The sequence below is a fragment of the Rhodoferax sp. SPJ4 genome (assembly GCF_058216275.1).
In genome coordinates this window covers 580,551-603,436 of the sequence record NZ_JBYZMN010000002.1, presented here as the reverse complement: position 1 = coordinate 603,436, position 22,886 = coordinate 580,551, and the positions used below count along the sequence as shown (strand labels likewise).

22 protein-coding genes and 3 tRNA genes are annotated in these 22,886 nt (G+C 66.5%); 7 read left to right on the top strand and 18 right to left on the bottom strand.

The annotated features are described in order from the left end of the window. Positions 1-17: 17 nt before the first annotated feature. The 3 genes from AC4BAR_RS10335 to AC4BAR_RS10325 form a co-directional block, all read right to left on the bottom strand. Positions 18-593: a BON domain-containing protein gene (locus AC4BAR_RS10335; protein ID WP_490627772.1), complete on the bottom strand. Its 576-nt coding sequence runs from the start codon at positions 591-593 to the stop codon at positions 18-20. A gap of 97 nt (positions 594-690) precedes the next feature. Continuing rightward, positions 691-1,083, bottom strand: coding sequence for a hypothetical protein (locus tag AC4BAR_RS10330; RefSeq protein WP_490627771.1), 393 nt, complete (start codon positions 1,081-1,083; stop codon positions 691-693). Positions 1,084-1,154: 71 nt separating this feature from the next. Continuing rightward, on the bottom strand, positions 1,155-1,376 hold the full coding sequence (locus AC4BAR_RS10325) for a YMGG-like glycine zipper-containing protein (protein WP_490627770.1): 222 nt from the start codon (positions 1,374-1,376) through the stop codon (positions 1,155-1,157). Between the two features lie 312 nt (positions 1,377-1,688). Here AC4BAR_RS10325 and AC4BAR_RS10320 point away from each other — a divergent pair, with 312 nt between their 5' ends. From AC4BAR_RS10320 to AC4BAR_RS10305, 4 genes are read left to right on the top strand one after another with little or no spacing between them, the layout of a single operon-like run. Beyond that, entirely contained in the window at positions 1,689-2,012 is a 324-nt protein-coding gene (locus AC4BAR_RS10320; protein ID WP_490627769.1) for a hypothetical protein, read from the top strand. Positions 2,013-2,030: 18 nt separating this feature from the next. Further along, positions 2,031-2,414 (top strand): hypothetical protein, encoded by a 384-nt coding sequence (locus AC4BAR_RS10315; RefSeq protein WP_490627768.1) that lies wholly within the window; start codon positions 2,031-2,033, stop codon positions 2,412-2,414. Next, positions 2,411-2,878, top strand: a complete 468-nt coding sequence (locus AC4BAR_RS10310; RefSeq protein WP_490627767.1) for a hypothetical protein — start codon at positions 2,411-2,413, stop codon at positions 2,876-2,878. The genes AC4BAR_RS10315 and AC4BAR_RS10310 overlap by 4 nt, the downstream gene beginning before the upstream one ends. Continuing rightward, positions 2,875-3,033 (top strand): DUF3309 family protein, encoded by a 159-nt coding sequence (locus AC4BAR_RS10305; RefSeq protein ID WP_490627766.1) that lies wholly within the window; start codon positions 2,875-2,877, stop codon positions 3,031-3,033. The genes AC4BAR_RS10310 and AC4BAR_RS10305 overlap by 4 nt, the downstream gene beginning before the upstream one ends. Positions 3,034-3,075: 42 nt before the next feature. Here the strand turns inward: AC4BAR_RS10305 and AC4BAR_RS10300 are convergent, their stop codons facing one another. Continuing rightward, a complete protein-coding gene (locus tag AC4BAR_RS10300; RefSeq protein WP_490627765.1) occupies positions 3,076-5,442 on the bottom strand; it encodes a polysaccharide deacetylase family protein in 2,367 nt (788 codons plus the stop codon). 269 nt (positions 5,443-5,711) lie between these two features. Between AC4BAR_RS10300 and AC4BAR_RS10295 the strand changes: the two genes are divergently transcribed. Genes AC4BAR_RS10295 through AC4BAR_RS10285 form a run of 3 tightly spaced genes read left to right on the top strand, consistent with a single transcriptional unit; the run spans position 5,712 to position 7,956 of the window. Beyond that, a complete protein-coding gene (locus AC4BAR_RS10295; RefSeq protein WP_490627764.1) occupies positions 5,712-6,071 on the top strand; it encodes a hypothetical protein in 360 nt (119 codons plus the stop codon). Between the two features lie 15 nt (positions 6,072-6,086). After that, the gene (locus AC4BAR_RS10290) at positions 6,087-7,109 is read left to right on the top strand and encodes an extracellular catalytic domain type 1 short-chain-length polyhydroxyalkanoate depolymerase (RefSeq protein WP_490627763.1); all 1,023 of its coding nucleotides are present in this window, start codon (positions 6,087-6,089) and stop codon (positions 7,107-7,109) included. A 10-nt stretch (positions 7,110-7,119) separates the two neighbouring features. Continuing rightward, complete coding sequence (locus AC4BAR_RS10285) at positions 7,120-7,956, top strand: S1 family peptidase (RefSeq protein ID WP_490627762.1); 837 nt, start codon at positions 7,120-7,122, stop codon at positions 7,954-7,956. A 415-nt stretch (positions 7,957-8,371) separates the two neighbouring features. Here AC4BAR_RS10285 and AC4BAR_RS10280 read toward each other — a convergent pair. From AC4BAR_RS10280 to AC4BAR_RS10215, 14 genes are all read right to left on the bottom strand, one after another. After that, a tRNA-Gly gene (locus AC4BAR_RS10280) sits at positions 8,372-8,447 on the bottom strand. 21 nt (positions 8,448-8,468) lie between these two features. Further along, a tRNA-Cys gene (locus AC4BAR_RS10275) sits at positions 8,469-8,542 on the bottom strand. Between the two features lie 81 nt (positions 8,543-8,623). Then, positions 8,624-8,699, bottom strand: a tRNA-Gly gene (locus AC4BAR_RS10270). A gap of 54 nt (positions 8,700-8,753) precedes the next feature. Beyond that, on the bottom strand, positions 8,754-11,177 hold the full coding sequence (gene lon, locus AC4BAR_RS10265; protein WP_490627761.1) for an endopeptidase La: 2,424 nt from the start codon (positions 11,175-11,177) through the stop codon (positions 8,754-8,756). Positions 11,178-11,284: 107 nt separating this feature from the next. Continuing rightward, positions 11,285-12,550 carry an ATP-dependent Clp protease ATP-binding subunit ClpX gene (gene clpX / locus AC4BAR_RS10260; RefSeq protein ID WP_490627760.1) on the bottom strand — a complete coding sequence of 422 codons (1,266 nt, stop codon included), beginning with the start codon at positions 12,548-12,550 and terminating at the stop codon, positions 11,285-11,287. Positions 12,551-12,653: 103 nt separating this feature from the next. Then, entirely contained in the window at positions 12,654-13,274 is a 621-nt protein-coding gene (gene clpP, locus AC4BAR_RS10255; protein ID WP_490627759.1) for an ATP-dependent Clp endopeptidase proteolytic subunit ClpP, read from the bottom strand. A 93-nt stretch (positions 13,275-13,367) separates the two neighbouring features. Continuing rightward, a complete protein-coding gene (tig, locus tag AC4BAR_RS10250; RefSeq protein WP_490627758.1) occupies positions 13,368-14,681 on the bottom strand; it encodes a trigger factor in 1,314 nt (437 codons plus the stop codon). A 254-nt stretch (positions 14,682-14,935) separates the two neighbouring features. Next, on the bottom strand, positions 14,936-15,985 hold the full coding sequence (locus AC4BAR_RS10245) for a protein-glutamate methylesterase/protein-glutamine glutaminase (protein ID WP_490627757.1): 1,050 nt from the start codon (positions 15,983-15,985) through the stop codon (positions 14,936-14,938). Continuing rightward, positions 15,982-16,461 (bottom strand): chemotaxis protein CheD, encoded by a 480-nt coding sequence (locus AC4BAR_RS10240; RefSeq protein ID WP_490627756.1) that lies wholly within the window; start codon positions 16,459-16,461, stop codon positions 15,982-15,984. Before AC4BAR_RS10240 ends, AC4BAR_RS10245 begins: the two co-directional genes overlap by 4 nt. After that, positions 16,458-17,270, bottom strand: coding sequence for a CheR family methyltransferase (locus tag AC4BAR_RS10235; protein WP_490627755.1), 813 nt, complete (start codon positions 17,268-17,270; stop codon positions 16,458-16,460). The genes AC4BAR_RS10240 and AC4BAR_RS10235 overlap by 4 nt, the downstream gene beginning before the upstream one ends. A gap of 72 nt (positions 17,271-17,342) precedes the next feature. Continuing rightward, the gene (locus tag AC4BAR_RS10230; protein ID WP_490627754.1) at positions 17,343-17,870 is read right to left on the bottom strand and encodes a chemotaxis protein CheW; all 528 of its coding nucleotides are present in this window, start codon (positions 17,868-17,870) and stop codon (positions 17,343-17,345) included. A gap of 11 nt (positions 17,871-17,881) precedes the next feature. Further along, positions 17,882-20,416: a PAS domain-containing protein gene (locus AC4BAR_RS10225; RefSeq protein WP_490627753.1), complete on the bottom strand. Its 2,535-nt coding sequence runs from the start codon at positions 20,414-20,416 to the stop codon at positions 17,882-17,884. A gap of 23 nt (positions 20,417-20,439) precedes the next feature. Further along, positions 20,440-22,593, bottom strand: coding sequence for a chemotaxis protein CheA (locus tag AC4BAR_RS10220; RefSeq protein WP_490627752.1), 2,154 nt, complete (start codon positions 22,591-22,593; stop codon positions 20,440-20,442). Next, positions 22,590-22,886, bottom strand: coding sequence for an STAS domain-containing protein (locus tag AC4BAR_RS10215; protein WP_490627751.1), 297 nt, complete (start codon positions 22,884-22,886; stop codon positions 22,590-22,592). Before AC4BAR_RS10215 ends, AC4BAR_RS10220 begins: the two co-directional genes overlap by 4 nt.

Sequence of the window (22,886 nt, the reverse complement as noted above, 5' to 3'; positions counted from 1 at the left end):
CCGGCCGTTGCCGGGGTTTATTTTTTGATGGCCAGGTCGTTGCGCACACTCTGCACACCGTCCACCGCCTGTGCCACCTTGACGGCGCGGGCCACCTGATCGGGGTTGTCGACAAAGCCGCTCAGCATCACCTCGCCCTTGCGGGTCACCACCGCGATGTCCATGCCCTTGACATCGCCGTCCTGCAAAAAGGCCGACTTGACCCGGGTCGTCACCACCGTATCGTCGATCTTGTTGCCCACGGTGGCGTCGCCCACTTTCAGAATCAGCTTGTTGTCCACCGCCTTCACGCCGTCCACCTTGCGGGTGGCCGCCAGGGCCAGGGCCACCTGGTTGGGGTCGTTGACAAAGCCACTCAGCATCACCTCGCCCTTGCGGGTCTCCACCTGCACGTCCAGGCTTTTCAGCGCCGGCTCTGCCAGCAGTGCCGACTTCACCGCCACGGTGACCACGCTGTCGTCCACCTCCATGCCCACGGTGGTGGGCGGCGGGCTGGCCGACAGGCCGGCCTGCTCCGTCTTGCCGCAGCCGGTGGCGAGCAAGGCCAGCGCGCTGGCGCCGGCGATCAAAAGGAATTTCGGGGAAGAGATCATGGTGTTTGCTCCATTGGACAAACCCTCGGGCGAGGGTCGGGTCTGCAGTGTGGGTTGGGCGGTGCCACCGGTCGGTGCGGTGGCGAACCGCCCGCGTTCAGCGCGACGGGCCTGGAGAGATGCCTTCGCGCAGCAGGCCGCCGCCGCCCACGCTGCCGTCGACGCGGGCGCTGGGCGCCAGGCGGGCTTCGCAATCCCGGCGGTCGTCGCCGTTGAAGGCCTCGCAGCGGCGCAGGGCGTTGGCGGTGTAGCGCTCCGGCGCGGAGACCAGCCCGCCGCGCCGGGCTTCGGCGTTGGCGTTGCGGGCCTCGCGCTCACAGTCGGCACGGCTCTGGTTGGAACTGCCGTCCCGGCAGGCCTGCAATTCCGCGCGCAAGCGGGTCTGGGCCGAAGCCGGCTGGGCACTGACGGTGGAGACCAGGGTGGTGCACAGCACAGCGGCCGCACACAAGGCCCAACGGGGCCGGGAGAGCGGGGGAAATGGCTTCATGGGAAGACTCCAGGTTCAGGGAACTGGGGAGGGTGAGGCCGCAACAGCCCCTCCCAAAGGGGCAGGCAAGCTCAGCGTGGCTTGTTGGTTTCGTGGCCGATCACGCCACCGATGGCGGCCCCGCCCACGGTGCCGGCGGTGCTGCCACCGGTCAGGATGGCGCCACCGATCGCGCCCACACCGGCACCGACGGCGGTGCCGCGTTCCTGGGTGGTCATGCCGGCGCAGCCGGTGAGGGTCAGCAAGGCGGCCATCGCCAAAGCGGTCAAGGGGGTCTGGAATGTGCGGGTCATGGGGAGCCTCTGGTCTTTCGGTGGTGTTGCAGGCCCAGCCAACAGCGATTGCCAGCGGGCCCACAAGCGCCGCTCGGTCCCGGCACACGGCCTTCACCATGGCCCTGGGTGAACGCCCCGGCGAGCATCAACGCCGGGGGGACAGTGCTCACCATGAGCGGTGCCCCAGCGTGCCGCAGCGCCCGGGGGTCGTCTGTGCGGCTGCGCACAGGCCGGGCCGTCAATCGGTACGGCACCACACAGACACCGGGCAGCGCAGGCGGCAAGCTGACCAGGCCTGCATTTCTCAACCCCGCCACCAAGGACCTCCCCATGATCGACACCAAGAACCCCGACCACGACCTCTCCCGCGCCTTCGGTGCCACCAGCCCCATGCTGGGCAACGTGGCCCACGCGCTGGATGGCGCGGCCCCCGCGCTGCAAAACGCCGCCGAGCGGATCAGCGACCTGGCCCATGATGGCATGGCTTCGGTGCGGGACAGTACCCAGCGCCTGACCGACCAGGCCCGCCGCGCCTCGCACCAGACCGCCGTCTACATCCAGCAGGACCCGCTCAAGGCGGTGCTGATCGCCGCAGCCATCGGCGCCGGCGCCGTGGCCTTGGTCAGCCTGTTTCGCCGCTCGGGCGGCCGCTGAGCCCCGACGCCCCGCCCCATGATTCACCCGTTGTTGAAGCTGCTGGTCACCCGGCCGGAATGGCTGGTGGAGCACGCCCAGGCCTATGCCGAACTGGTCGCTGAACAGGCCGGCGCCGCCACCTCGGCCTGGACCCGCCAGGCCTTGCTGCTGGTGCTGGGGCTGGTCTTGCTGACGCTGGGGCTGGGCCTGAGCGGGGTGGCGGTGATGCTGTGGGCGGTGGTGGTTGACCTGCCGCCCCCCGGCCTGACCCTGCTGTGGGTCACGCCGGCCACGCCGCTGGCCCTGGGCCTGGTATGTGTGCTGACCGGCTTGCAACAACGGCCCGCGCCGGCCTTCGAGGGCCTGAAGCGCCAATGGCAGGCCGACCTGGACCTGCTGCACGAGCCCCCCGCCCCATGACCACCCCCACCTTGCGCCTGGAGCGCTCCCGCGCCCGCTTGCGCCAGCACATGTGGCCGCAGCGCGGCAGCCGCCAACCGGGCAACCGGTCCACGCCGCCGGCCGGCGCCAGCCTGCTGGGCTGGGGCCTGGGCGCCGGCGTGCTGCTGCTGGCCCTGGGCCTGACCCGCCCCTGGCGCTGGTGGCGCCAACTGCCCGCGGCCGTGGCCCATCTGGCCGCCTGGAGCCAATCGCCGCAAACCGCGGGGCTGGTGCAAACCTTCGCCGCGGTGGCCGCGGCCGTGGCCGCCTGCAAGGCCGCGCTGACGCCCCAACCGGGCACCGCCCCATCCCCAACCACCGAACGCCCTGGGGGCCAGGGTGAACCCCGTGCCACGCCCCCCCAGGGCCACGATGGTGCTTTCGCCAACGGGCGAGCGCAGCCCCCTTCCCCTTCCACCCCTCCTGTTAGGAACACAAAATGAGCCTCGGCACCATCCTTTTAATCATCCTGATCCTGATGCTGATCGGCGTCGTCCCCGCCTGGCCGCACAGCCGCGGCTGGGGTTATGGACCCAGCGGCCTGCTGGGCCTCGTCGTCGTGGTGATCCTGGTTCTGCTGGTCCTGGGTCGCCTTTGAACCCAGCCCCTGGCCACGCCAGGGGCCTGAGCTTCACCGCCCTCACAGGGCGGTGAAGCTCAGGCTGGTGCCGCGGACCGCCTTGACCAGCCAGTAGGCCGGGTCGCTGCCCACCACGGTGGCCGTGCCGGCCACCACCACCGGTGCGCTGCCGTAACGGCTTTTGGGCAGCCGCCAGACCATCTCCTTCAGGTTCACCGGGTGGCTCGCGTCAAAGCGTGTCACGCCGGTGGCGGGGTTGACGGTCTGGGTCCAGCTGACCTGCAGCCGGGTGGCCATGAAGTCGGCCAGCCGGGGCATGGAATACCAGGCCAGCTTGCCGCTGCTGACCTGGGCCCCCGCATAGCTGAACAGCCCCCCCAGCACGTCAAACCAGAGGTCGGCGCCGGGCGGATGGGCATAGACCATGCGGCTGGTGTTCTGCGCGATCTCGAAGTCCACCAGGTCGCGGTACCACTGGCTGACCTCGGCCTTGGGCACGTTGTAGGCCTGCCATTCCTCGAAGGTCGCGTACAGGCCCAGGGGCGTCACCGGCGCCACCCAGAGCTTGGGGTTGAGCAGCACGCCGTCGCGGTACTGGCGGGTCAGCCCCAGACCGGTGTGCCCACCGAAATACGCGGCCACCACGCCTTGGTTTTCCAGCGCCGTCATGGCCCAGTTCGGGTTGTTGCCTTCGGGCGCGGAATAGCCGCGTGAGGCATGGCCGGTTGCGCCGTCCACCGCCTGCCGGTTCAGCACCAGGCATTGCTGGAAATTGTCGGCCGCCGCGAGCGCGTTGACGCAGGCCAGCTGGGTGCTGCCGAACTGGTTGGTCTCGCTGGCGTTGGCGCCATAGAAGTTGTGGATCCAGCCGCCATGGCTGCCCACCGCATGGCCAAAGGTGTCAAAGGTCTTCAGCAGCTTGCGGGCGGTGAGGTTGACGGGCAAATTCCAGCCCAGCCGGTCACCGGCGGCTTCCAGGTCGGGGCCGGCCGTCATCTCGATGGAGAAAATCCGGCCGCTGGCGTTGAACACGCCCTTGCCCACCAGGCTCTGGGTGGGCGCCTGGGCCGCCAACGCGTCCAGGTGCCAGTCCAGTGTCATGCCCGCGACGCCGTTGGGCATGGCCGACAAATGCGGCAGGTTCAGCAGGTTGCGGGTGAAGTAATGCAGAAAGCCATGCATGGGCAGCGCGTCGGTGCGGCCCTTCAGGTAGGTCAGCGGCAGGTTGACGAACAGCACCTGGCCCAGGCCCACCGGGTTGACCCCGGCCACCAGGCCGAACTGCGGCGAATCGGCCAGCGGCAGCTGGCCGGGGCCGGCAAAGTCGCCCTGGGTCACGTAGACCGGGTAGAGCAGCGGGCCCAGCAGGTAGCCGCTGTAGGTGTCCAGCGGGTCGGTGGCCAGCACCGCTTTCTGCCGCCCGAAGCGCTCGGCGGGCAGTTGGGTCACGCCGCCCACCGGCGGGGAGCGCTGGGCACGGCCCAGGTTCACACTGGCCGCGCGTGGCGCCGCGCCCATGGCCGTGCGGGGGGTGGTGTAGCGCAGGTCCAGGTACTGCTGGGGGTCAAAGCCCTGGGCACCACCGGGGTCTGGCGGGCTCACCGGCAGGTAGAGCGCCGACGCACCGGGCCCGCCACCCGCCTTTTGCAGGCCGGTGTTCGGCGCGGCCGCCGACGTGGCCAGCGCCTTGGCCGGTGCAGGCTCGGCGGCGAGGGCCGCCGCGTCCACCGACTTGCCCGGCGGCACCAGCAGCTGGCGCAGCGTGCTGCGGGCGGCCCGCACCGGCCCCAGGCCGCTGGTGCGGTCGCGCAGCGCGTCATACAGCAGGTACTGAACGCCGGCCAGATCGCTCAGCCGGGACGGCCCGCTGGCCGGGTAAAAGCCGCCGGGCAGCAGCGCGCCGAAATCAAACACCAGCAGGGTGCGGCCGCCGCGCTGGGTGTAGCCACGGATGGCGTCGATCAGCGTGTCATCGGCCCGGGTGTGCAGGCTGTCGGGCAGGATCAGGCCGGCAAAACCGCTGGTCGCCGTGCCCCACTGGATGAATTGCGCATCGGTGACCGGCAGCAGCCGCACCCCCTCTTCCGAGGCGGCGTCTGCCCAGGCGCTGATGCGGGGATCGGCCAGGTTCTGGCCATCGGGCACCAGCAGCAACAGCAGGCCGGGGTCGGCCGGGGCGGCGGCGGCCAGCGTGGTCGCCTGCCTTGGCGTGAAGGCCACCGGGGCGGTGGCCGACAGCGCGGCCGGCCCCAGCGCCTCGGGGCTGGCCAGGCTGCCGGCGGCAGCGCCCGCGCCCTCGCTTCCGCCGCCACAGGCACCGAGTGCCAGGCCCGCCAAAGCGGCCAGCAGCGCGGCCGGCAGCCGATGCTGCGGCAGAGGCATGGCATGCTGGCGCCGCGCCAGGGAAATGATGGGCTGGGTCTGCATGGCGTTCTCCGTGGGTGGCTCCGGTGTGATGCGCGGGGCAAGCCGCATCGGAGGCTCAAAGGAAGGAATCTAGGCATTCAGGCCGCTGCGCTCTGTCTGCCGGCCCACACAGCGGCCCTTCGCCCCGCGAGGCCGCTGTTGACCGCCAGGGAGTCTGTGCGGCGCGCCACGGACGGTGGGGGCCGGCAGGCGCACCATGGGCCTCGGTCAGCTTTCGACCGAAGCCGGTTTGTTGAACCCGGTTTTTCTCACTTCCCCCAGGACCCCCCATGCACGAAACCACCCAAGCCATGCACGCCACCATGCAACCCCTGCTCCGACTGACCGAGGCCAACATGGCCCTGATGACCCAGTTCTCCACGTCTTCCGATGTGATGAAGCAATCCAACGCCAACGTCCAGGACCTGATTCAGCAGGTGCAGAAGACCGTCACCGCGCTGGTGCAGTCCAACGCCTTTGCCCAGCTCTCGCAGGGCATGTGGAAAAACTACACCGAGTTCCTGACCGAGTTCAGCCAGTCCAGCATGGCGGCACTGACCGAAGGCCAGGCCGAGCTGAGCCGCCAGGCCCAGGAGACCGGCGACACGGTGATCAAAACCATCGCCTCGCGCAGCAAACTGCAGGGCTGACCCCCACGGCCATGCATGAGGAAACGCAGCCTGAGCTCGGTCTGGGCCCGCTCCTGGCAGCGTGGCCTCAGCGCCCTGACCCGCCAGACCCTGGGCCTGGCGAAGCGCCCGGCCCGCCAGCCGCGGCGGCCGGTGAAGGCCAAGCCCCGTGTCACCAAGCCCCGCGCCAGCCCGCCGCTGGCCGGCGGTGACTGGCTCACCGGCATCGCGGTGGGCGCCACCGGGGCGCGCCGCTTCAAGCTGTTCCGCCCCCCCGGCATCCCGCTGGGCGAGCGCCTGCCGCTGCTGGTGATGCTGCATGGCTGCGGGCAGGATGCCAGCAGCTTTGCCCTCAGCACACGGATGAATGCCTTGGCGGCCAAAAAACGGTTTCTGGTGCTGTACCCGGAGCAAGACCGGCTGTCCAACCTGCACGGTTGCTGGAACTGGTTCGACACCGACTCCGGTCGCGCCTTCGCCGAGGCCGCCCTGATCATGCGGGCGGTCGACCAGGTCTGCCTGTTCCAACCGGCCGACCGCGACAAGGTGGCGATTGCCGGCTTGTCTTCGGGCGCCAGCATGGCGGCCCTGGTGGCCACCCGTTACCCGACCCGTTTCAAGGCGGTGGTGATGCATTCGGGCATCCCGCCCGGCTCGGCGCATTCCGGCTTGTCGGCGCTGGGCGCGATGCACGGTTACCGCCGCCCCCAACGGGCCTCGCCGGCCACCTTCACGCGGCCCCAGGCCTGGCCACCACTGCTGGTGATCCAGGGCCATGCCGACACCGTGGTCACCGCCAGCAACGGTGCCGCGGCCGCCAGGCAGTGGGCTTTGGCCTCGGATGCCCAGGCCCAGAAAGCACGCACCCTGCAACGCGGCCGGCGCTACCCGATGACGGTGACCGATTTCAAATGCCAGCGCACCACCGTGGCCACGCTGGTGGAAATCACCCGCCTGGGCCATGCTTGGAGTGGCGGCGCCACCCAGCGGCCCTTCAGCGACGCGCGGGGCCCCGACGCCTCCGGCATGGTCTGGGCCTTCTCGGCCAAACGCTTCTGAGGGCCAACCCATGACACACGACCCACACAGCCCGACCCCGGCCGCCCTGGACGGCCAGCATGAACCCGGCCCGGTGGTCTTCACCGAGCCCGGCCCGCCGCCACGGGTAGCGACCGGCATCGACCCGATCTTCTTCTCCGCTCCCCGGGTGGCCACCGCGCAGGGCCCCCGTGGCCTGACCAATGCCAGCGGCTTTTTCTTCGAGCGCGAAGACCGGCTCTACCTGGTCACCAACCGCCATGTGTTGCTGGACCAGCCCACCGGCCACACACCGGACCGGCTGACGATCGATCTGCACCTGGATCCGGTCAACCTGGACCGATCCATCAGCCACACCCTGCCCTTGTATGCCAACGGGCTGGCCACCTGGCGCGCCGCGCAAGACGTGGGCGGCGATGTGGACGTGGCGGTGTTGGAGCTGGACCGGCAGCAGCTGCCGCCGGGCACGGTGGTCTGCCCTTTCACCCCGGCCCATTTGGTGCTGCATGCCGCGGACATCCCGGTCAACGACTCGCTGCGGGTGGTGGGCTTTCCGCTGGGCTTTCACGACATGCTGTACCACCTGCCGGTGCTGCGCCACGCGGTGCTGGCCTCCCCCTACGGGGTGCGGTTTCAGGGCAAGGGGTTTTTTCTGACCGATGCGCGCACCCACCGGGGCACCAGCGGTGCGGCGGTGGTCTGTGCCGACCCGCACCCCAGCGCGCAAACCGCGGCCTTGCCGTGGAAACTGCTGGGCATTCATTCCTCGCGCATGGACATGTGGGACCGGGACCACGCGCTGGACGATTCGCTGGGGCTCAACTGCGTCTGGTATGCCGACGTGCTGCTGGACCTGACCAGCGGCTGAGGCTGGTGCTCGGGACCGGAATCGAACCGGTACGGCCGTGAAGCCGAGGGATTTTCGTCACACCGCGGCTTTCGCCGCCGGCATTGGCCGTTTGTGCGCTGGACTATGCCTTGACCCTGGCGTTGCCGCGGTAGGTCCCCGCCGTCTAGTCTCTACACCTTCCCATTGCTGGGCTTGGCTCGGCGTTGTCTCGGCCCATGGGGCCAGGGAGTTCGCCGAATTTGACGGGATTCACGCGGGCGCTTTCGCCGCCCGGTGCTCAGTACCTTAAGTCCCTTGTGTCTACCAATTCCACCACCCGAGCAGACCGTGCGCATTCTAGTCTTGTGCACCCTCGCCGAGGGCGCTGTGCCACCCCTGAATGCGGGCCGGCAAAGAAAAAGGGCGACGTCTCAGACGTCGCCCTTTTCAACATTGGAGCGGGAGAAGAGTCTCGAACTCTCGACCTCAACCTTGGCAAGGTTGCGCTCTACCAACTGAGCTACTCCCGCAATGTCCGAACTTCTGTTCGGTGGAGGCGCGGGGCGGAGTCGAACCGCCCTTCACGGATTTGCAATCCGGTGCATAACCGCTTTGCTACCGCGCCATTTTTCGCAAATCACTTCGCGAATGAAACCGCCACCTTAAGAAAAAAAGACAGCACTTGATCGTGCTGCCCTCTTTGAATTGGAGCGGGAGAAGAGTCTCGAACTCTCGACCTCAACCTTGGCAAGGTTGCGCTCTACCAACTGAGCTACTCCCGCGATTTCAGCCTCAAATTATAGCGTAATTTGAGGCCGTTTCTGAAGGCTGGAAGATTAATGCTTCACCGAGCCGGCGACCTCGGTGGTCTCGGCGGCCACCGGGGCCACCACCACAGGCTCGTCGTCGGGCAGCGGCGTCGGCCGACGCTCCAGCGCGATGTCCAGCACCTGGTCGATCCACTTCACCGGCACGATCTCGAGGTCGTTCTTCACGTTCTCGGGAATCTCCTGCAGGTCTTTGGCGTTCTCTTGAGGGATCAGCACCGTCTTGATGCCACCCCGCAGGGCGGCCAGCAGTTTTTCCTTCAGGCCACCGATTTCGGTCACCTCGCCACGCAGCGTGATCTCGCCGGTCATGGCCACGTCGCCACGCACCGGGATGCCGGTCAGGGCCGACACAAAGGCGGTGGTCATGGCCGCGCCCGCGCTGGGGCCGTCCTTGGGGGTGGCGCCGTCGGGCACGTGGATGTGAATGTCGTGTTTCTCGAACATCTCGTCCTTGATGCCCAGCCGGCGCGAGCGGCTGCGCACCACGGTGCGGGCGGCTTCCACCGATTCCTTCATCACGTCGCCCAGCGAGCCGGTGCGGGTGATGACGCCCTTGCCGGGCATCAGCGCGGCCTCAATGGTCAGCAAATCGCCGCCCACCTCGGTCCAGGCCAGACCGACCACCTGACCGACCTGGTTTTGTTGCTCGGCACGGCCGAAGGTGTACTTGCGCACACCGAGGAAATCGTTGAGGTTGTCGCTGTCCACCTTGACCTTGCCGGCCATCTTGCCCAGCTGCAGGCCCTTGATGACCTTGCGGCAGACCTTGGACAGTTCGCGCTCCAGCGAACGCACACCGGCTTCGCGGGTGTAGTAACGCACGATGTCGCGGATGGCCGCTTCGGTGACTTCCAGCTCGCCCTCGCGCACGCCGTTGTTCTTGACCTGCTTGGGCAGCAAATACTTGATGGCGATGTTGGTTTTCTCGTCCTCGGTGTAACCGGCCAGACGGATCACTTCCATCCGGTCCAGCAGCGCCGGCGGGATGTTCATCGAGTTGGAGGTGGCGACGAACATCACGTCGGACAGGTCGAAATCGACCTCGACATAGTGGTCGCCAAAGGTGTGGTTCTGCTCCGGGTCCAGCACCTCCAGCAACGCGCTCGACGGGTCACCGCGGAAATCGGTGCCCAGCTTGTCGATCTCGTCCAGCAGGAACAGCGGGTTGCGGGTGCCGACCTTGGTCAGGCTTTGCAACACCTTGCCCGGCATGGCGCCGATGTAGGTGCGGCGGTGGCCACGGATCTCGGCCTCGTCGCGCATGCCGCCCAGCGCCATGCGCACGTACTTGCGGCCGGTGGCCTTGGCGATCGACTGGCCCAGCGAGGTCTTGCCCACGCCGGGCGGGCCAACCAGGCACAGAATGGGGGCCTTGACCTTGTCCACCCGTTGCTGCACCGCGAGGTACTCGACGATGCGGTCCTTGACCTTCTCCAGCCCGTAGTGGTCTTCGTTCAGCACGTTCTCGGCGTTGGCCAGGTTGTGCTTGATCTTGGTCTTCTTGCTCCAGGGCAGGCCGACCAGGGCATCGATGTAGTTGCGCACCACGGTGGCCTCGGCCGACATGGGCGACATCAGCTTGAGCTTCTTCAGCTCGGCCTCGGCCTTCTTCAAGGCCTCCTTGGGCATCTTGGCGAGCTTGATCTTCTTCTCGATCTCCTCGATGTCGGCGCCCTCTTCGCCTTCACCGAGTTCCTTCTGGATGGCCTTGACCTGCTCGTTCAGGTAGAAGTCGCGCTGGTTCTTCTCCATCTGGCGCTTGACGCGGCCGCGGATCTTCTTGTCGACGTTCAGAATGTCGACCTCGCGCTCCAACTGGCCGAACAGGTTTTCCAGGCGCTCCTTCACGTCGGCCAGTTCCAGCACCGTCTGCTTGTTGTCCAGCTTCAGCGGCAAATGGGCAGCGATGGTGTCGGCCAGACGGCCCGGATCGTCGATGCTGGAGATCGAGGTCAGGATTTCCGGCGGGATTTTCTTGTTCAGCTTGACGTACTGGTCAAACTGCTGGGTCAACGCGCGGCGCAAGGCCTCGACCTCGCTGCCTTTGCCGGAGACCTCGGTGGCCGGGTCGACCGGCGTGACGTTGGCGACGAAATGGCGTTCGCCCTCGTCGATGCGGTTCACCTGGGCGCGCTGCTGGCCTTCGACCAGCACCTTGACGGTGCCGTCGGGCAGCTTGAGCATCTGCAGGATGGTCGACAAACAGCCCATTTCGAACATGTCGGACACGTCGGGCTCGTCCTTGGCGGCGGCTTTCTGGGCCACCAGCATGATCTTGCGCTCAGCCTCCATGGCCGATTCCAGGGCCTTGATGCTCTTGGGCCGGCCCACGAACAGCGGGATGACCATGTGGGGAAACACCACCACGTCGCGCAGGGGCAGCAACGGGAGGTCGAGGGGGGTGGGGGGCAACGGGGTGTGACCGGACATTTATTACCTCAGGCGTTGCGGACAGAGATGGGGTTCAACGGGGCGATTGCAACCGCAACCGCACACACGCATCTGAACACGGCTTGGAAAAGCCAAAACCGCAAAAACTAGGCCTTTTTGGCCGCTTCACGGTAGACCAGCAACGGTGGCTTGTTTTCGTCGATGGTGGACTCGTCCACCACGACCTTGTCGACATTCGATGTGTTGGGCAGATCGAACATGGTGTCCATCAGCGATTGCTCGAGGATGGAACGCAGACCGCGGGCGCCGGTTTTGCGCACCAGCGCCTTCTTGGCAATGGCGCGCAACGCGGCCGGGCGGATCTCCAGATCCACGCCTTCCATGTTGAGCAGCTTGGCGTACTGCTTGACCAGTGCGTTCTTGGGCTCGGTCAGGATCTGGATCAGCGCCTCTTCGGTCAGTTCGGCCAGGCTGGCGACCACCGGCATGCGGCCCACCAGCTCGGGGATCAGGCCGAACTTGATCAGGTCTTCCGGCTCGACGTCCTTGAAGGTCTCGGTCAGGCTGCGCTGCTTCTTGCTCTTGACCGCCGCGCCAAAGCCGATGCCCGAGGCTTCGGTCCGGCCCTCGATCACCTTCTCGATGCCGGCGAAGGCGCCGCCACAGATGAACAAGATGTTGGTGGTGTCGATCTGCAGGAAATCCTGGTTGGGGTGCTTGCGCCCGCCCTGCGGCGGCACGCTGGCCATGGTGCCTTCGATCAGCTTCAGCAGGGCCTGCTGCACGCCCTCGCCCGAGACGTCGCGGGTGATGGACGGGTTGTCCGACTTGCGCGAGATCTTGTCGATCTCGTCGATGTAGACAATGCCGCGCTGGGCCCGCTCGACCTCGTAGTTGCAGCTCTGCAGCAGCTTCTGGATGATGTTTTCGACATCTTCACCCACGTAGCCGGCTTCGGTGAGGGTGGTGGCGTCGGCCATCACAAAGGGCACGTTGAGCATGCGGGCCAGGGTTTGGGCCAGCAGGGTCTTGCCGGAACCGGTGGGGCCGATCAGCAGGATGTTGCTCTTGCTGAGTTCGACCTCGTCCTTCTTGGCCTTGTCTTTGTGGTTCAGCCGCTTGTAGTGGTTGTACACAGCCACCGACAGCAGGCGCTTGGCGTGGTCCTGGCCAATGACGTACTGGTCCAAGTTGGCCTTGATGGCCGAGGGCGTGGGCAGCTCGCTGCGCGAATCGCCCACCACCTCGGCGGCCGGCAGTTCGTCGCGGATGATGTCGTTGCACAGGTCGATGCATTCGTCACAAATGAACACCGACGGCCCCGCGATCAGCTTCTTGACCTCGTGCTGACTCTTGCCGCAGAAAGAGCAGTACAGGGTTTTTTCAGTGGAAGAGCCTTTTTTTTCGGCCATGTGGCGGTGCCTTGTTACGCGTGTTTCCGAATGATAACCAAATAAAAACGGCGTTTTCTGCCAAGAAAACGCCGTTTTCGTCGCTGGGCAGCCGGTGCGCCGCTTACGGGCGCTTGGCGATCACCTCGTCCACCAGACCGTAGGCCTTGGCCTCGTCGGCAAACATGAAGTAATCGCGCTCGGTGTCCCGCTCGATTTTTTCGACCGGCTGGCCGGTGTTGGCGGCCAGGATGCGGTTGAGCTGGTCACGTGTTTTCAGGATGTCACGGGCGTGGATCTCGATGTCGGTGGCCTGGCCCTGGGCGCCGCCGGACGGCTGGTGGATCATGACCCGCGAGTTGGGCAGCGAGAAGCGCTTGCCCTTGGCACCGGCAGACAGCAGAAACGCGCCCATGCTGGCGGCCATGCCGCAGCACAGCGTGGACACGTCGGGCTTGATGAACTGCATGGTGTCGTAAATCGCCATGCCGGCGGTGACCGAACCACCGGGCGAGTTGATGTAGAAGGAGATGTCCTTGTCCGGGTTTTCGCTTTCCAGGAACAACAGCTGCGCCACCACCAGGTTGGCGGTCTGGTCGTTCACCGGGCCCACCAGAAAGATCACCCGCTCTTTGAGCAGACGGGAGTAAATGTCGTAAGACCGCTCGCCTCGGCCCGATTGCTCGATGACCATGGGCACCATGCCAAGGCCTTGCGTGTCCATTGCTCCATATCCGACGTTCATGGTCTCTCCAAAGAATGTTGTTTGACTGTACCCAAAAATAAATGGGGCCTGTGCGCCGGCGCACAAGCCCCAACTGGCATCCGGGTCAGGGAATCAGCCGTTTTGGCCCATCAGCTCGTCGAAGGAGATGGCCTTGTCGGTGACCTTGGCTTTGGCCAGCACATGGGCGGTGACGTTGTTTTCCAACACCACGGCCTGCACTTCCTGCATGCGGTTGGTGTCGCCGTAGTACCAGCGCACCACCTCGGCCGGCTTTTCGTAGCTGGCGGCGAGTTCTTCCACATGGGCGCGGATCTGCTCGGGCGTGGCGGCCAGGTTGTTGGCCTTGACCAGTTCGGCCACCACCAGGCCCAGGCGCACGCGCTGCTCGGCCTGGGACTGGAACATCTCTTCGGGAATGGGCGCGGTGTCGGCGTCCTTGATGCCACGCTGCTTCAGGTCGGCGCGGGCGGCTGCCACCAGCTCACCGACTTCGGCCTGCACGCTGGCCTTGGGCAGGTCCAGTTCGGCGTGCTCGATCAAGGCCTTCATCACGGCCTGCTTGTTGCGCGACAGCAAACGGAACTTGACTTCGCGCTCCAGGTTTTTCTTGATGTCGGCGCGCAGCGCTTCCACGGTGCCGTCGGCGATGCCCAGCGACTTGGCCAGGGCTTCGTCCACCGCGGGCAGGTTGGCGCCCTCGATCTTGCCCAGCGTGACCAGGAAGTCGGCAGTTTTGCCGGCCACGTCCTGGCCATGGTAGTCGGCTGGGAAGGCCAGCGGGAAGGTCTTGCTTTCGCCGGCCTTCATGCCGCGCACTGCGTCTTCGAATTCCTTCAGCATCTGGCCTTCACCAACCAGGAACTGGAAGCCTTCGGCCTTACCGCCCTGGAAGGGTTCGCCGTCGACCTTACCTTCAAAGTCCACGGTCACGCGGTCGCCGTCCTGGGCGGCGGCGTCTTGCGGGCGCTGGGCAAAGGTGCGGCGCTGCTTGCGCAGGATGTCGATGGTCTTGTCGATGGCGGCGTCGCTCACTTCGGCGCTGACCTTCTCGATCTCGGCCGTGGCCAGGTCACCGATCTTGACTTCGGGGTAGACCTCGAACACCGCGTCGAAGGCCATGTTGCCCTCGACCGGGGTTTCGCTTTCGGTGATGCGCGGCTGGCCGGCCACCCGCAGCTTGGCTTCGTTGGCGGCACTGGCAAAGGCCTGACCGACCTTGTCGTTCATGACTTCGTAGTGCACCGAGTAGCCGTAGCGCTGGCTGACCACGTTGAGCGGCACCTTGCCGGGACGGAAGCCGTCCATCTTGACGGTCTTGGCCAGCTTTTTCAGGCGGTTGGTCACCTCGGACTGGATGTCGGACACAGGCAGGGTGAGCACAATCTTGCGCTCGAGCTTTTCGAGGGTTTCCACGGTGACGGTCATGTTCGGCTCCAAAGAAGAAAGGGGGTTGTCCGCTGCCGCCCGAGTGCGACAACAGCCATTGAAATCCTGCAGACGGCGGTGCCACAAAGGCCAAAACGCACCGGACGCGGTTGCGTGCCCAAGCCGCGGCGGCAGACCGCCACAGCTTGAACCTAACCTTCAATTGTAGGGGATGGCCTGCCGCGCTGGGCGGGCCAGCGACGACCGGCGCGGCCAGGGCCGACCTGGGGCCACCGGTGCCCTGGCGAACCGCCTCAGCCGCGGGCGTCGAACTGCAGGATGGTGGAGGCCATCCGGTCCAGCGGCAGGATGTCGTCCACCGCGCCCAGCTTGATGGCTTCCTTGGGCATGCCAAACACCACGCAGGAGGCCTCGTCCTGGGCAATGGTGCGGGCGCCGCCGTCGTGCAGCAGCTTCATGCCGCGGGCACCGTCGTCGCCCATGCCGGTCAGGATGATGGCCAGCAGGTCCTTGCCGGCGCAATCGGCGGCCGATTTGAACAGCACGTCCACCGAGGGCGTGTGGCGGTTGACCGGTGGGCCGTCCACCACTTTGGCGAAATACTGGCCACCGGCCTTGCGCAGCTGCAGGTGGCGGCCGCCGGGGGCGATCAGCACCACGCCGCGCTCCAGCCGGTCACCGTCCTTGGCCTCGCGCACATTCACCGCACTGATGCCGTTCAGGCGCTGGGCGTACATGGCGGTGAACTTCTCCGGCATGTGCTGCACGATGGCAATGCCCGGGCTGTCGGCCGGCAAGGCGGTGATGATGGCCTCCAGCGCCTGGGTGCCACCGGTGGAACTGCCGATGACCACCGGCTTGTTGACCGCCAGCGCATGCAGACCCTGGACCGGCGCCAGCCGGCTGACCGGGGCGGCCTTGCGCACGCTGACCGCACCGCGCGGGTTGGACCGGGCCGCGCTTTTCAGTGTCTGCACCAGGTCGCGCCGGGACTCTTCCAGAAACTGTTTCAGGCCCAGCCGGGGCTTGGCCACCACCGCCACCGCGCCAGCCGACAAGGCCTCCAGCGCCACCGAGCTGCCGCGTTCGGTCAGGGTGGAACAGATCACCGTGGGGATGGGGCTTTCGGCCATGATCTGGCGCAGAAAGGTCAGCCCGTCCATGCCAGGCATCTCGATGTCCAGCAGCAGCACATCGGGCCGCTGCTTGCGGATCGCCGGCCCGGCAATCAAGGGGTTGGGCGCGCTGCCCATCAAGGCAATCTCCGGGTCGCCCTGCAGCAAATGCATCACCGTCTGGCGCACCACCGCGGAATCATCGACCACGTACACCTGAATCGTCATGGGGTTTCCTCAATGTTGACGGCGGTCACCTCGGGGCAACCGTCGCCCACAGTCCATCTCACACGGCGGTAGCTGTTGCCACCCAGGTCATGGCCGACCACGGGAATGCCATCGTCGGCCAGCGCGTCCAGCGCCCACTGGACGTTGGCCTGGCCCACGTGGTGGCGCGAGGTCACCATGGACGGGAACATGTTGCCGCCGCCGTAAACATAGGCCTCACAAAAGTGAGGGTTGATGCCATGGTTGAACAGCTGTTCGTACATGGCGTGCAGGGCGTTGGCCGCGTAGGCGGTGCTGTGGGACTGGCTGCCGCCAGCCGGCGAGGCGTGCACGATGTGGCACATCACCCCCAGCGTGCGCCGGGGGTCGGTCAGGACGATGGCCACACACGAGCCCAGCAGGGTTTCCAGCCGGTCGCCCCGCTCACCCAGCGCCACGTCGCCGGGATGCAGGGTGTGCATGGCGCTCTGGCTCATGACGCGACCTTGCGGTAGGCGCCGGGGGCAATGGTCTGCAACGGGGTGTCGCAGGGCACGCGGCCCTCGGCCGTGCCCAGAAACAGAATGCCGCCGGGGCGCAGCTGGGTCAGCACCCGGTCGACCACCTCGCGCTTGGTCGGCGCGTCGAAATAAATCAGCACGTTGCGCAGAAAAATCACGTCAAACGGGCCCAGGTCCTCGATGGGCTGGCACAGGTTGAGCTGGCCAAAGCGCACCCGCGAGGTCAGCTTGGGGCTGATCTGAACCATCCCGGCCGAATCGCCCTCGCCGCGCAGGCAGTAGCGCCGCAGCCGCTCGGGCGACACCTCGCGCAGCCGGTCTTCGGGGTAAATGGCCTCGCTGGCGCAGCGCAGCACCCGGTCGCTGATGTCGGTGCCCAAAATGGACCACTCCGAGCCAATGCGGCCCTGCTGTTGCAGGTCGTTCATCAGCATGGCCACGCTGTAGGCCTCGTCACCAAAGGAACTGGCTGCGCTCCACACCGACAGCCGCTGGCCTTTCAGCCGGGTCAGCTCGGTGGTCAGGATGTCGAAATGCGCCGGCTCACGGAAAAAATAGGTTTCGTTGGTGGTCAGCAAATCCACCGCCATTTGGAACTCACCCCCGTCGTCGTCGCTGGCAATCAGCGCCAGGTAGTCCTCGAAACCGCGCATGCCCAGGCGTTGCACCCGCGAGGCCAGCCGGGACGACACCAGCGGCTTCTTGCTGTCGGCGAACGACAGGCCGATGGTGTCGTACATCAGGCCGGTGATTTTGCGAAAGGTGTCGTCGCGCATGGCGTCCATGGGGGTCCTCAACAATCAAATCTGGGCCCCGGTGACCGGAGCTCCGGCACCGGGGATGGGGTTGGGCAGGGGTCAGCCGGCCACGGCTTCCTGTGCGCTCTCGCACAGCTGGGCCATGTCTTCCACATCGAAGGCCTTGTCCGGCTCGATCAGGATCACGAAGCGGTCGGCCACCTTGCCCATGCCGCGGATGAAATCGCGGCGCACGGCGGTGCCGAAATTGGGCGGCGGCTCGATCTGCGAATCCGCGATCTCGATCACCTCGCTGACCGCGTCGACCAGCAGGCCCAGCTCCACCCGCTCGCCCTCGCGGACGGCGTCGAAGATGACGATGCAGGTCTTCTTGCTGACCACCGCCGACGGGCGGCCGAACCGGGCCTGCAGGTCGATGACGGGCACCACGGCGCCGCGCAGGTTGATCACACCCCGCACAAAGCCGGGCATCAGCGGCACGGTGGTCATGGGGCCGTACTGGATGATTTCCCGCACGGTGCGGATGTCCATCGCGAACACCTCACGCCCCAGACTGAAGGTCAGGTACTGCGCCGGGGCTTCCAGCGCGCTGGCAGGCTGGCCTGCCGAAGCTTGGTCGCGTTTCATGGCCAGGCCTTTCAATAAGGGCGGAAGTTGCCGGCGGCGGCACGGCCGGCGCCACTGGCCCCCGAGGCCACACGCAGGTTGGGGGTGACCGGACGGCGCTTGGCGGCGCTGTCGGCCTCCGGGCGACCCCCGCGCTTGACGGCCACCGGCGTGGCGTCACCGCCCAGGCTGAAGAAGGCCACCGCCTGCTGCAGTTGCTCAGCCTGGCCCGACAGCTCTTCGGACGTGGCGGCCAGCTCTTCAGAGGCCGAGGCGTTCTGCTGGGTGGCCTGGCTCAGCTGCGACATCGCGCCGCCAATTTGCGTGACCGACTGGCTTTGCTCGGACGAGGCCGCGGCAATCTCCTGCACCAGCTCGGAGGTCTTCTGGATGGAGGGCACGATTTCGTCCAGCAGCTTGCCCGCACGCTCGGCGGTGGACACCGAGTTACCGGCCAGGTCGCCGATTTCCTTGGCCGCTTCCTGGCTGCGCTCAGCCAGCTTGCGCACCTCGGCGGCCACCACCGCGAAGCCCTTGCCATGCTCGCCGGCACGGGCGGCTTCGATGGCGGCGTTCAGGGCCAGCAAATTGGTCTGGTAGGCGATGTCGTCAACGATGCTGATCTTGGCGGCGATCTGCTTCATCGCAGTGACCGTCTGCGTCACGGCCGCACCGCCCTCGCCGGCTTCCTTGCTGGCCTTGGTGGCCATGCTGTCGGTGACCTTGGCGTTGTCGCTGTTCTGCGAGATCGAGGCGCTCATCAGGTCGATCGAGGCGGTGGTTTCTTCCACCGACGAGGCCTGCTCACTGGCCGACTGCGACAAGCTTTGCGCGGTGGCGCTGACCTGGTTGGCCGCACCGGTCAGGGCGTCGGCCGCAGCCCGCACCTCTTCGATGATGCCAGCCAGTTTTTCACAGGTGCTGTTGGCATCGTTCTTGACTTGTTCGAAGGTGCCTTCGGCGTCGCGGGTGATGCGCTGGCCCAGGTCACCGGTGGCCATGGCGCTGAACACCCGGCCCACGTCTTCGATGATGGCGGCCAGCTTCTCGCTGGTGGCGTTGGCGTCGTCCTTGACCTGGCCAAACGTGCCTTCGTAGTCGCGGGTGATGCGCTGCGTCAGGTCGCCGGCCGACAGCGCGCCGAAGACGCGGCCCACGTCGGAGAAGATCACGCCGGTGGTTTCCATCAGGCTGTTGACGCCCGAGCACAAGACCTCAATCGGCCCGCTCTTGCCTTCCAGCGGAATGCGCTGGCTCAGATCGCCGTCACGGGCGGCCGAGGTCACGCGCTGGGCCTGCTCCACCGCCTGGCTCAACATGTTGGCGGCCAGCACCTGGGCCGTCACGTCGGAGGCGTACTTGACCACCTTGAAGGGCTTGCCATTCAGGTCCATGATGGGGTTGTAGGAGGCTTGGATCCACACTTCGCGCCCGCCTTTGGCGACCCGCTTGTACTGGCCGGCGTCGAATTCGCCGCGACCCAGCTTTTCCCAGAACAAACGGTATTCCACGCTGTTGCGGTGGTCCGGGTCGACGAACATGCTGTGGTGCTGGCCCTTGATGTCCTGCAGCTGGTAGCCCAGCGTTTTCAGGAAATTCTCGTTGGCATTCAGGATCTTGCCGTCCAGCGAGAACTCGATCACCGCCTGCGCCTTGTCGATGGCGGCCAGCTGGCCCGAGAAATCGGCCGTCTGCAGGCGGGCCTGGGTGACGTCGGTGGCGATCTTGACGATCTTGGCAACCCGGCCCATCTCGTCCTTGACCGGTGCGTACACCGCCTGGATCCAGACTTCCTGACCACTCTTGGTAATGCGCTTGAACACGTCGCTCTGCGCCTTGCCATCGTTCAGGTCTTGCCAGAACTGGCGGTAGGCCATGGAAGCGGCATGCGCCGGCTCCACAAAAGTGCGGTGGTGTTTGCCCTTGATTTCGTCCAGCTGGTAGCCCAGAACACCGAGGAAGTTGGCGTTGGCGTGCAGGACGTTGCCGGCAAGGTCGAACTCGATGTAGGCATAGGACGCGTTGATCGCGTCCAGAATGCCGCGGGCGTTCTGGCGCTCCAGTTCCTGCGCGGTGATGTCGTAGCGCACACCCAGGTATTTGATGGGCTTGCCGTTCTCGCCCATGATGGGGGCGATCACCGCGTCCACGTAGTAAGGCGTGCCGTCCTTGGCGCGGTTTTTCACCACGCCGCGGAAGATGTCACCACGGCCGATGGTGGCCCACATTTCCTTGAACACCGACTTGGGCATGTCCGGGTGGCGGGTGGTGTTGTGGCCAAAACCGATCAGCTCGTTCTTGGGGTATTTGGAGACTTCCAGGAACTTCTGGTTCACCGACAGGATGTCACCTTTTTTATCGGCTTCCGAGACGATGCTGGTGACGTTCATGATGTCGGTGCGCACCTTCAGTTCGGCTTCCAGTTCGGCCATGCGGGCCTTCATCTCGGCCATCTGGGCTTCGGTGCCCAGGCGCGATTGCTCGCACTTCTTGGCGGCGTCCAGCGCCTGTTGAATCTGCTGGCCGGCGAAAAGGCGGGCCACCCACGAGGTGTTATTGGCGGTCATGTTGTGTGTCCTTCTTTCAAAAATCAGTGGGCGCGGTCCAGCGTGCTGGCGTCTCGCAGGGGTTGGAGAGAGGTGAGGGTGGGCTCAGCGGCGAGCTGGCTCAGTGAATGCACATCGAAAATCAGGGCCACTTCGCCGTTGCCCAGGATGGAGGAGCCCGACATGCCGCGCAGGCTGCGGAACATGCGGCCCAGCGGCTTGATGACGGTCTGGTGCTGGCCCAGCAGCTGGTCGACCACCACGCCGTAGCGGTTGCCGCCGGTCTGGATCACCACCACGCTGGCCCGCTCGGGTTCGTCGGATTCCAGCGCATAGAGGTTGCGCAGGCTGACCACCGGCAGGGCCTGGCCGCGCAGCTCCACCACCGAACGGCCCTTGGCGTCGGTGGCCGAGGTGCTGGGCCGGGTCTCGATGACCTCGACCACCGCGTCCAGCGGGAAGATGAATTTGCTGTTGCCCACACTCACCAGGAAGCCGTCGATGATGGCCAGCGTCAGCGGCAGGCGGATCTCGATGGTGCTGCCGTAGCCTTCTTCGCTGGACACGTTGACCGTGCCGCGCAGGGCCTCGATGTTGCGACGCACCACATCCATGCCCACGCCCCGGCCCGACAGGTTGGTGACCTGTTCGGCGGTGGAGAAGCCGGGCTCGAAAATCAGCTTCAGGATGTCGTTGTCCGACGGCGTCACCGAGCGGTCCACCAGGCCCCGGTCCCAGGCCCGGGCCAGCACCCGCTCGCGCGAGATGCCCCGGCCGTCGTCCAGGATGCGGATGACGATGCTGCCGCCCTCGTGGCAGGCCGACAGCGTCAGCTTGCCCTGGGCCGGCTTGCCGGCGGCTTCGCGCACCTCAGGGGTTTCCAGGCCATGGTCCAGGCCGTTGCGCACCAAATGCATCAGCGGGTCGGCGATGCGCTCCACCACCGACTTGTCGAGTTCGGTTTCGCCGCCGACGATTTCCAGCGCCACGTCCTTGCCCAGCTCGGCGGCGGTGTCGCGCACCACACGGCGGAAGCGGGAGAAGGTTTCGCCGATCGGCACCATGCGCAGCTGCAGCGTGCCGTTGCGGATTTCCTCGATCAACCGGGTGATCTGCTGGTTGGCCTCGATCAGCGTGCCCTGGCGGGTCTGGCGGGCCAGCAGCGAGGCGCCGGCACCGGCAATCACCAGCTCACCGAGCAGGTTGATCACCGCGTCCAGCCGGTCGGCCTGCACGCGGATGAAGCGCTGGTCGTCCGAAGCGCTGAACTCGCTCTGGCGCTGGCCACGGGCGGTCGGGCTGCCGGCGGCCTTGGGCGCGGCGGCGGCAACGGCCTCCGTGCCCACCGCAGCGACGGGGGCTGCCTCGGGCGGCACCACCCCCACGCTGGCCAGCATCGCGGCAAACGCGGCACTGCCCTTGTACTTGGCCACCAGGGCGGTCAGCCGCTCGGGGCCGGCGTCGGGGGCCAGCAGGTCCAGCACGCAGTCTTCGCTGACGAAGCTGAACGCGCCTTCGATTTTTTCGCGCGGGGCCTCGGTCTCCAGGGCCAGCAGCAAATGCCAGTGGCAGGCCTCGGCGTCCAGCGTGTCCAGCGCCGGAATGGCACCCATGTCGCAGGCGATCGCCTGCACCTTGCCCAGGCCGCCCAGGTAGGCGACGATGGTCGACGGGTCCATGCCGTTGCGGAAGGTGTCGGGGCCGAACTGGGCCGACACCAGCCAGGCGCCGGCCACACCGGCGCTCACAGCGGCTGCGACGGGTGCAGCCACCACGTGGGCCGACGCGCCGCTGGCGGCCGACAGCTGAGCGATCAGCGCGTCACGCACCGGCTGGGTGTCGGCCGTGGAGCGCTCGACGCCGGCTTCCACCAGCAGGCGGATCTGGTCGTTGCATTGCAGCAGCAAGGTGCTGAGCTCGGGGGTCAGCTTGACCTCGCCTTCGCGCATCTTGTCCAGCAGCGTCTCCACATGGTGGGTGAAGGCCACCACACCGTCCAGACCAAAGATGCCGGCCGAGCCTTTGACGGTATGGGCGCAGCGGAACAGCGCGTCCAGCACCTCGCGGTCGTCGGGCTGGTCTTCCAGCTGCAGCATCAGCTGCTCGATGGCCTCGATCTGTTCCTGCGCTTCACTGATGAAGGCCGGCAAGGCCTCGGCGATGAAGCTGCTGTCCATCTCTTCGTTGCTTTGGCTCATGCGACTTCCCCTTGGGCAGAACGGCTGGACAGCAGCGCGGCGGCGCCCAGGGCCTCACAGGCCTTGGTCAGCGAGGCACTGGCCGCCGACAGAGACCAGGCACGGCCACGCTGAGCCACCGCGTGGTGCAAGGACACCAGCAGCTGCAGACCAGCGCCGTCGACCTGGTCGACCTGGGCGCCATCGACCTGGGCGTCCTCAGGCAGGGCCGCCAGCCAGGTCAGCCAGTCGGTGCGGGTTTCGCTCGCGGTGTAAATGGTCAGCTCCCGCGGCAGGACAAGGGTGTGGGGCAT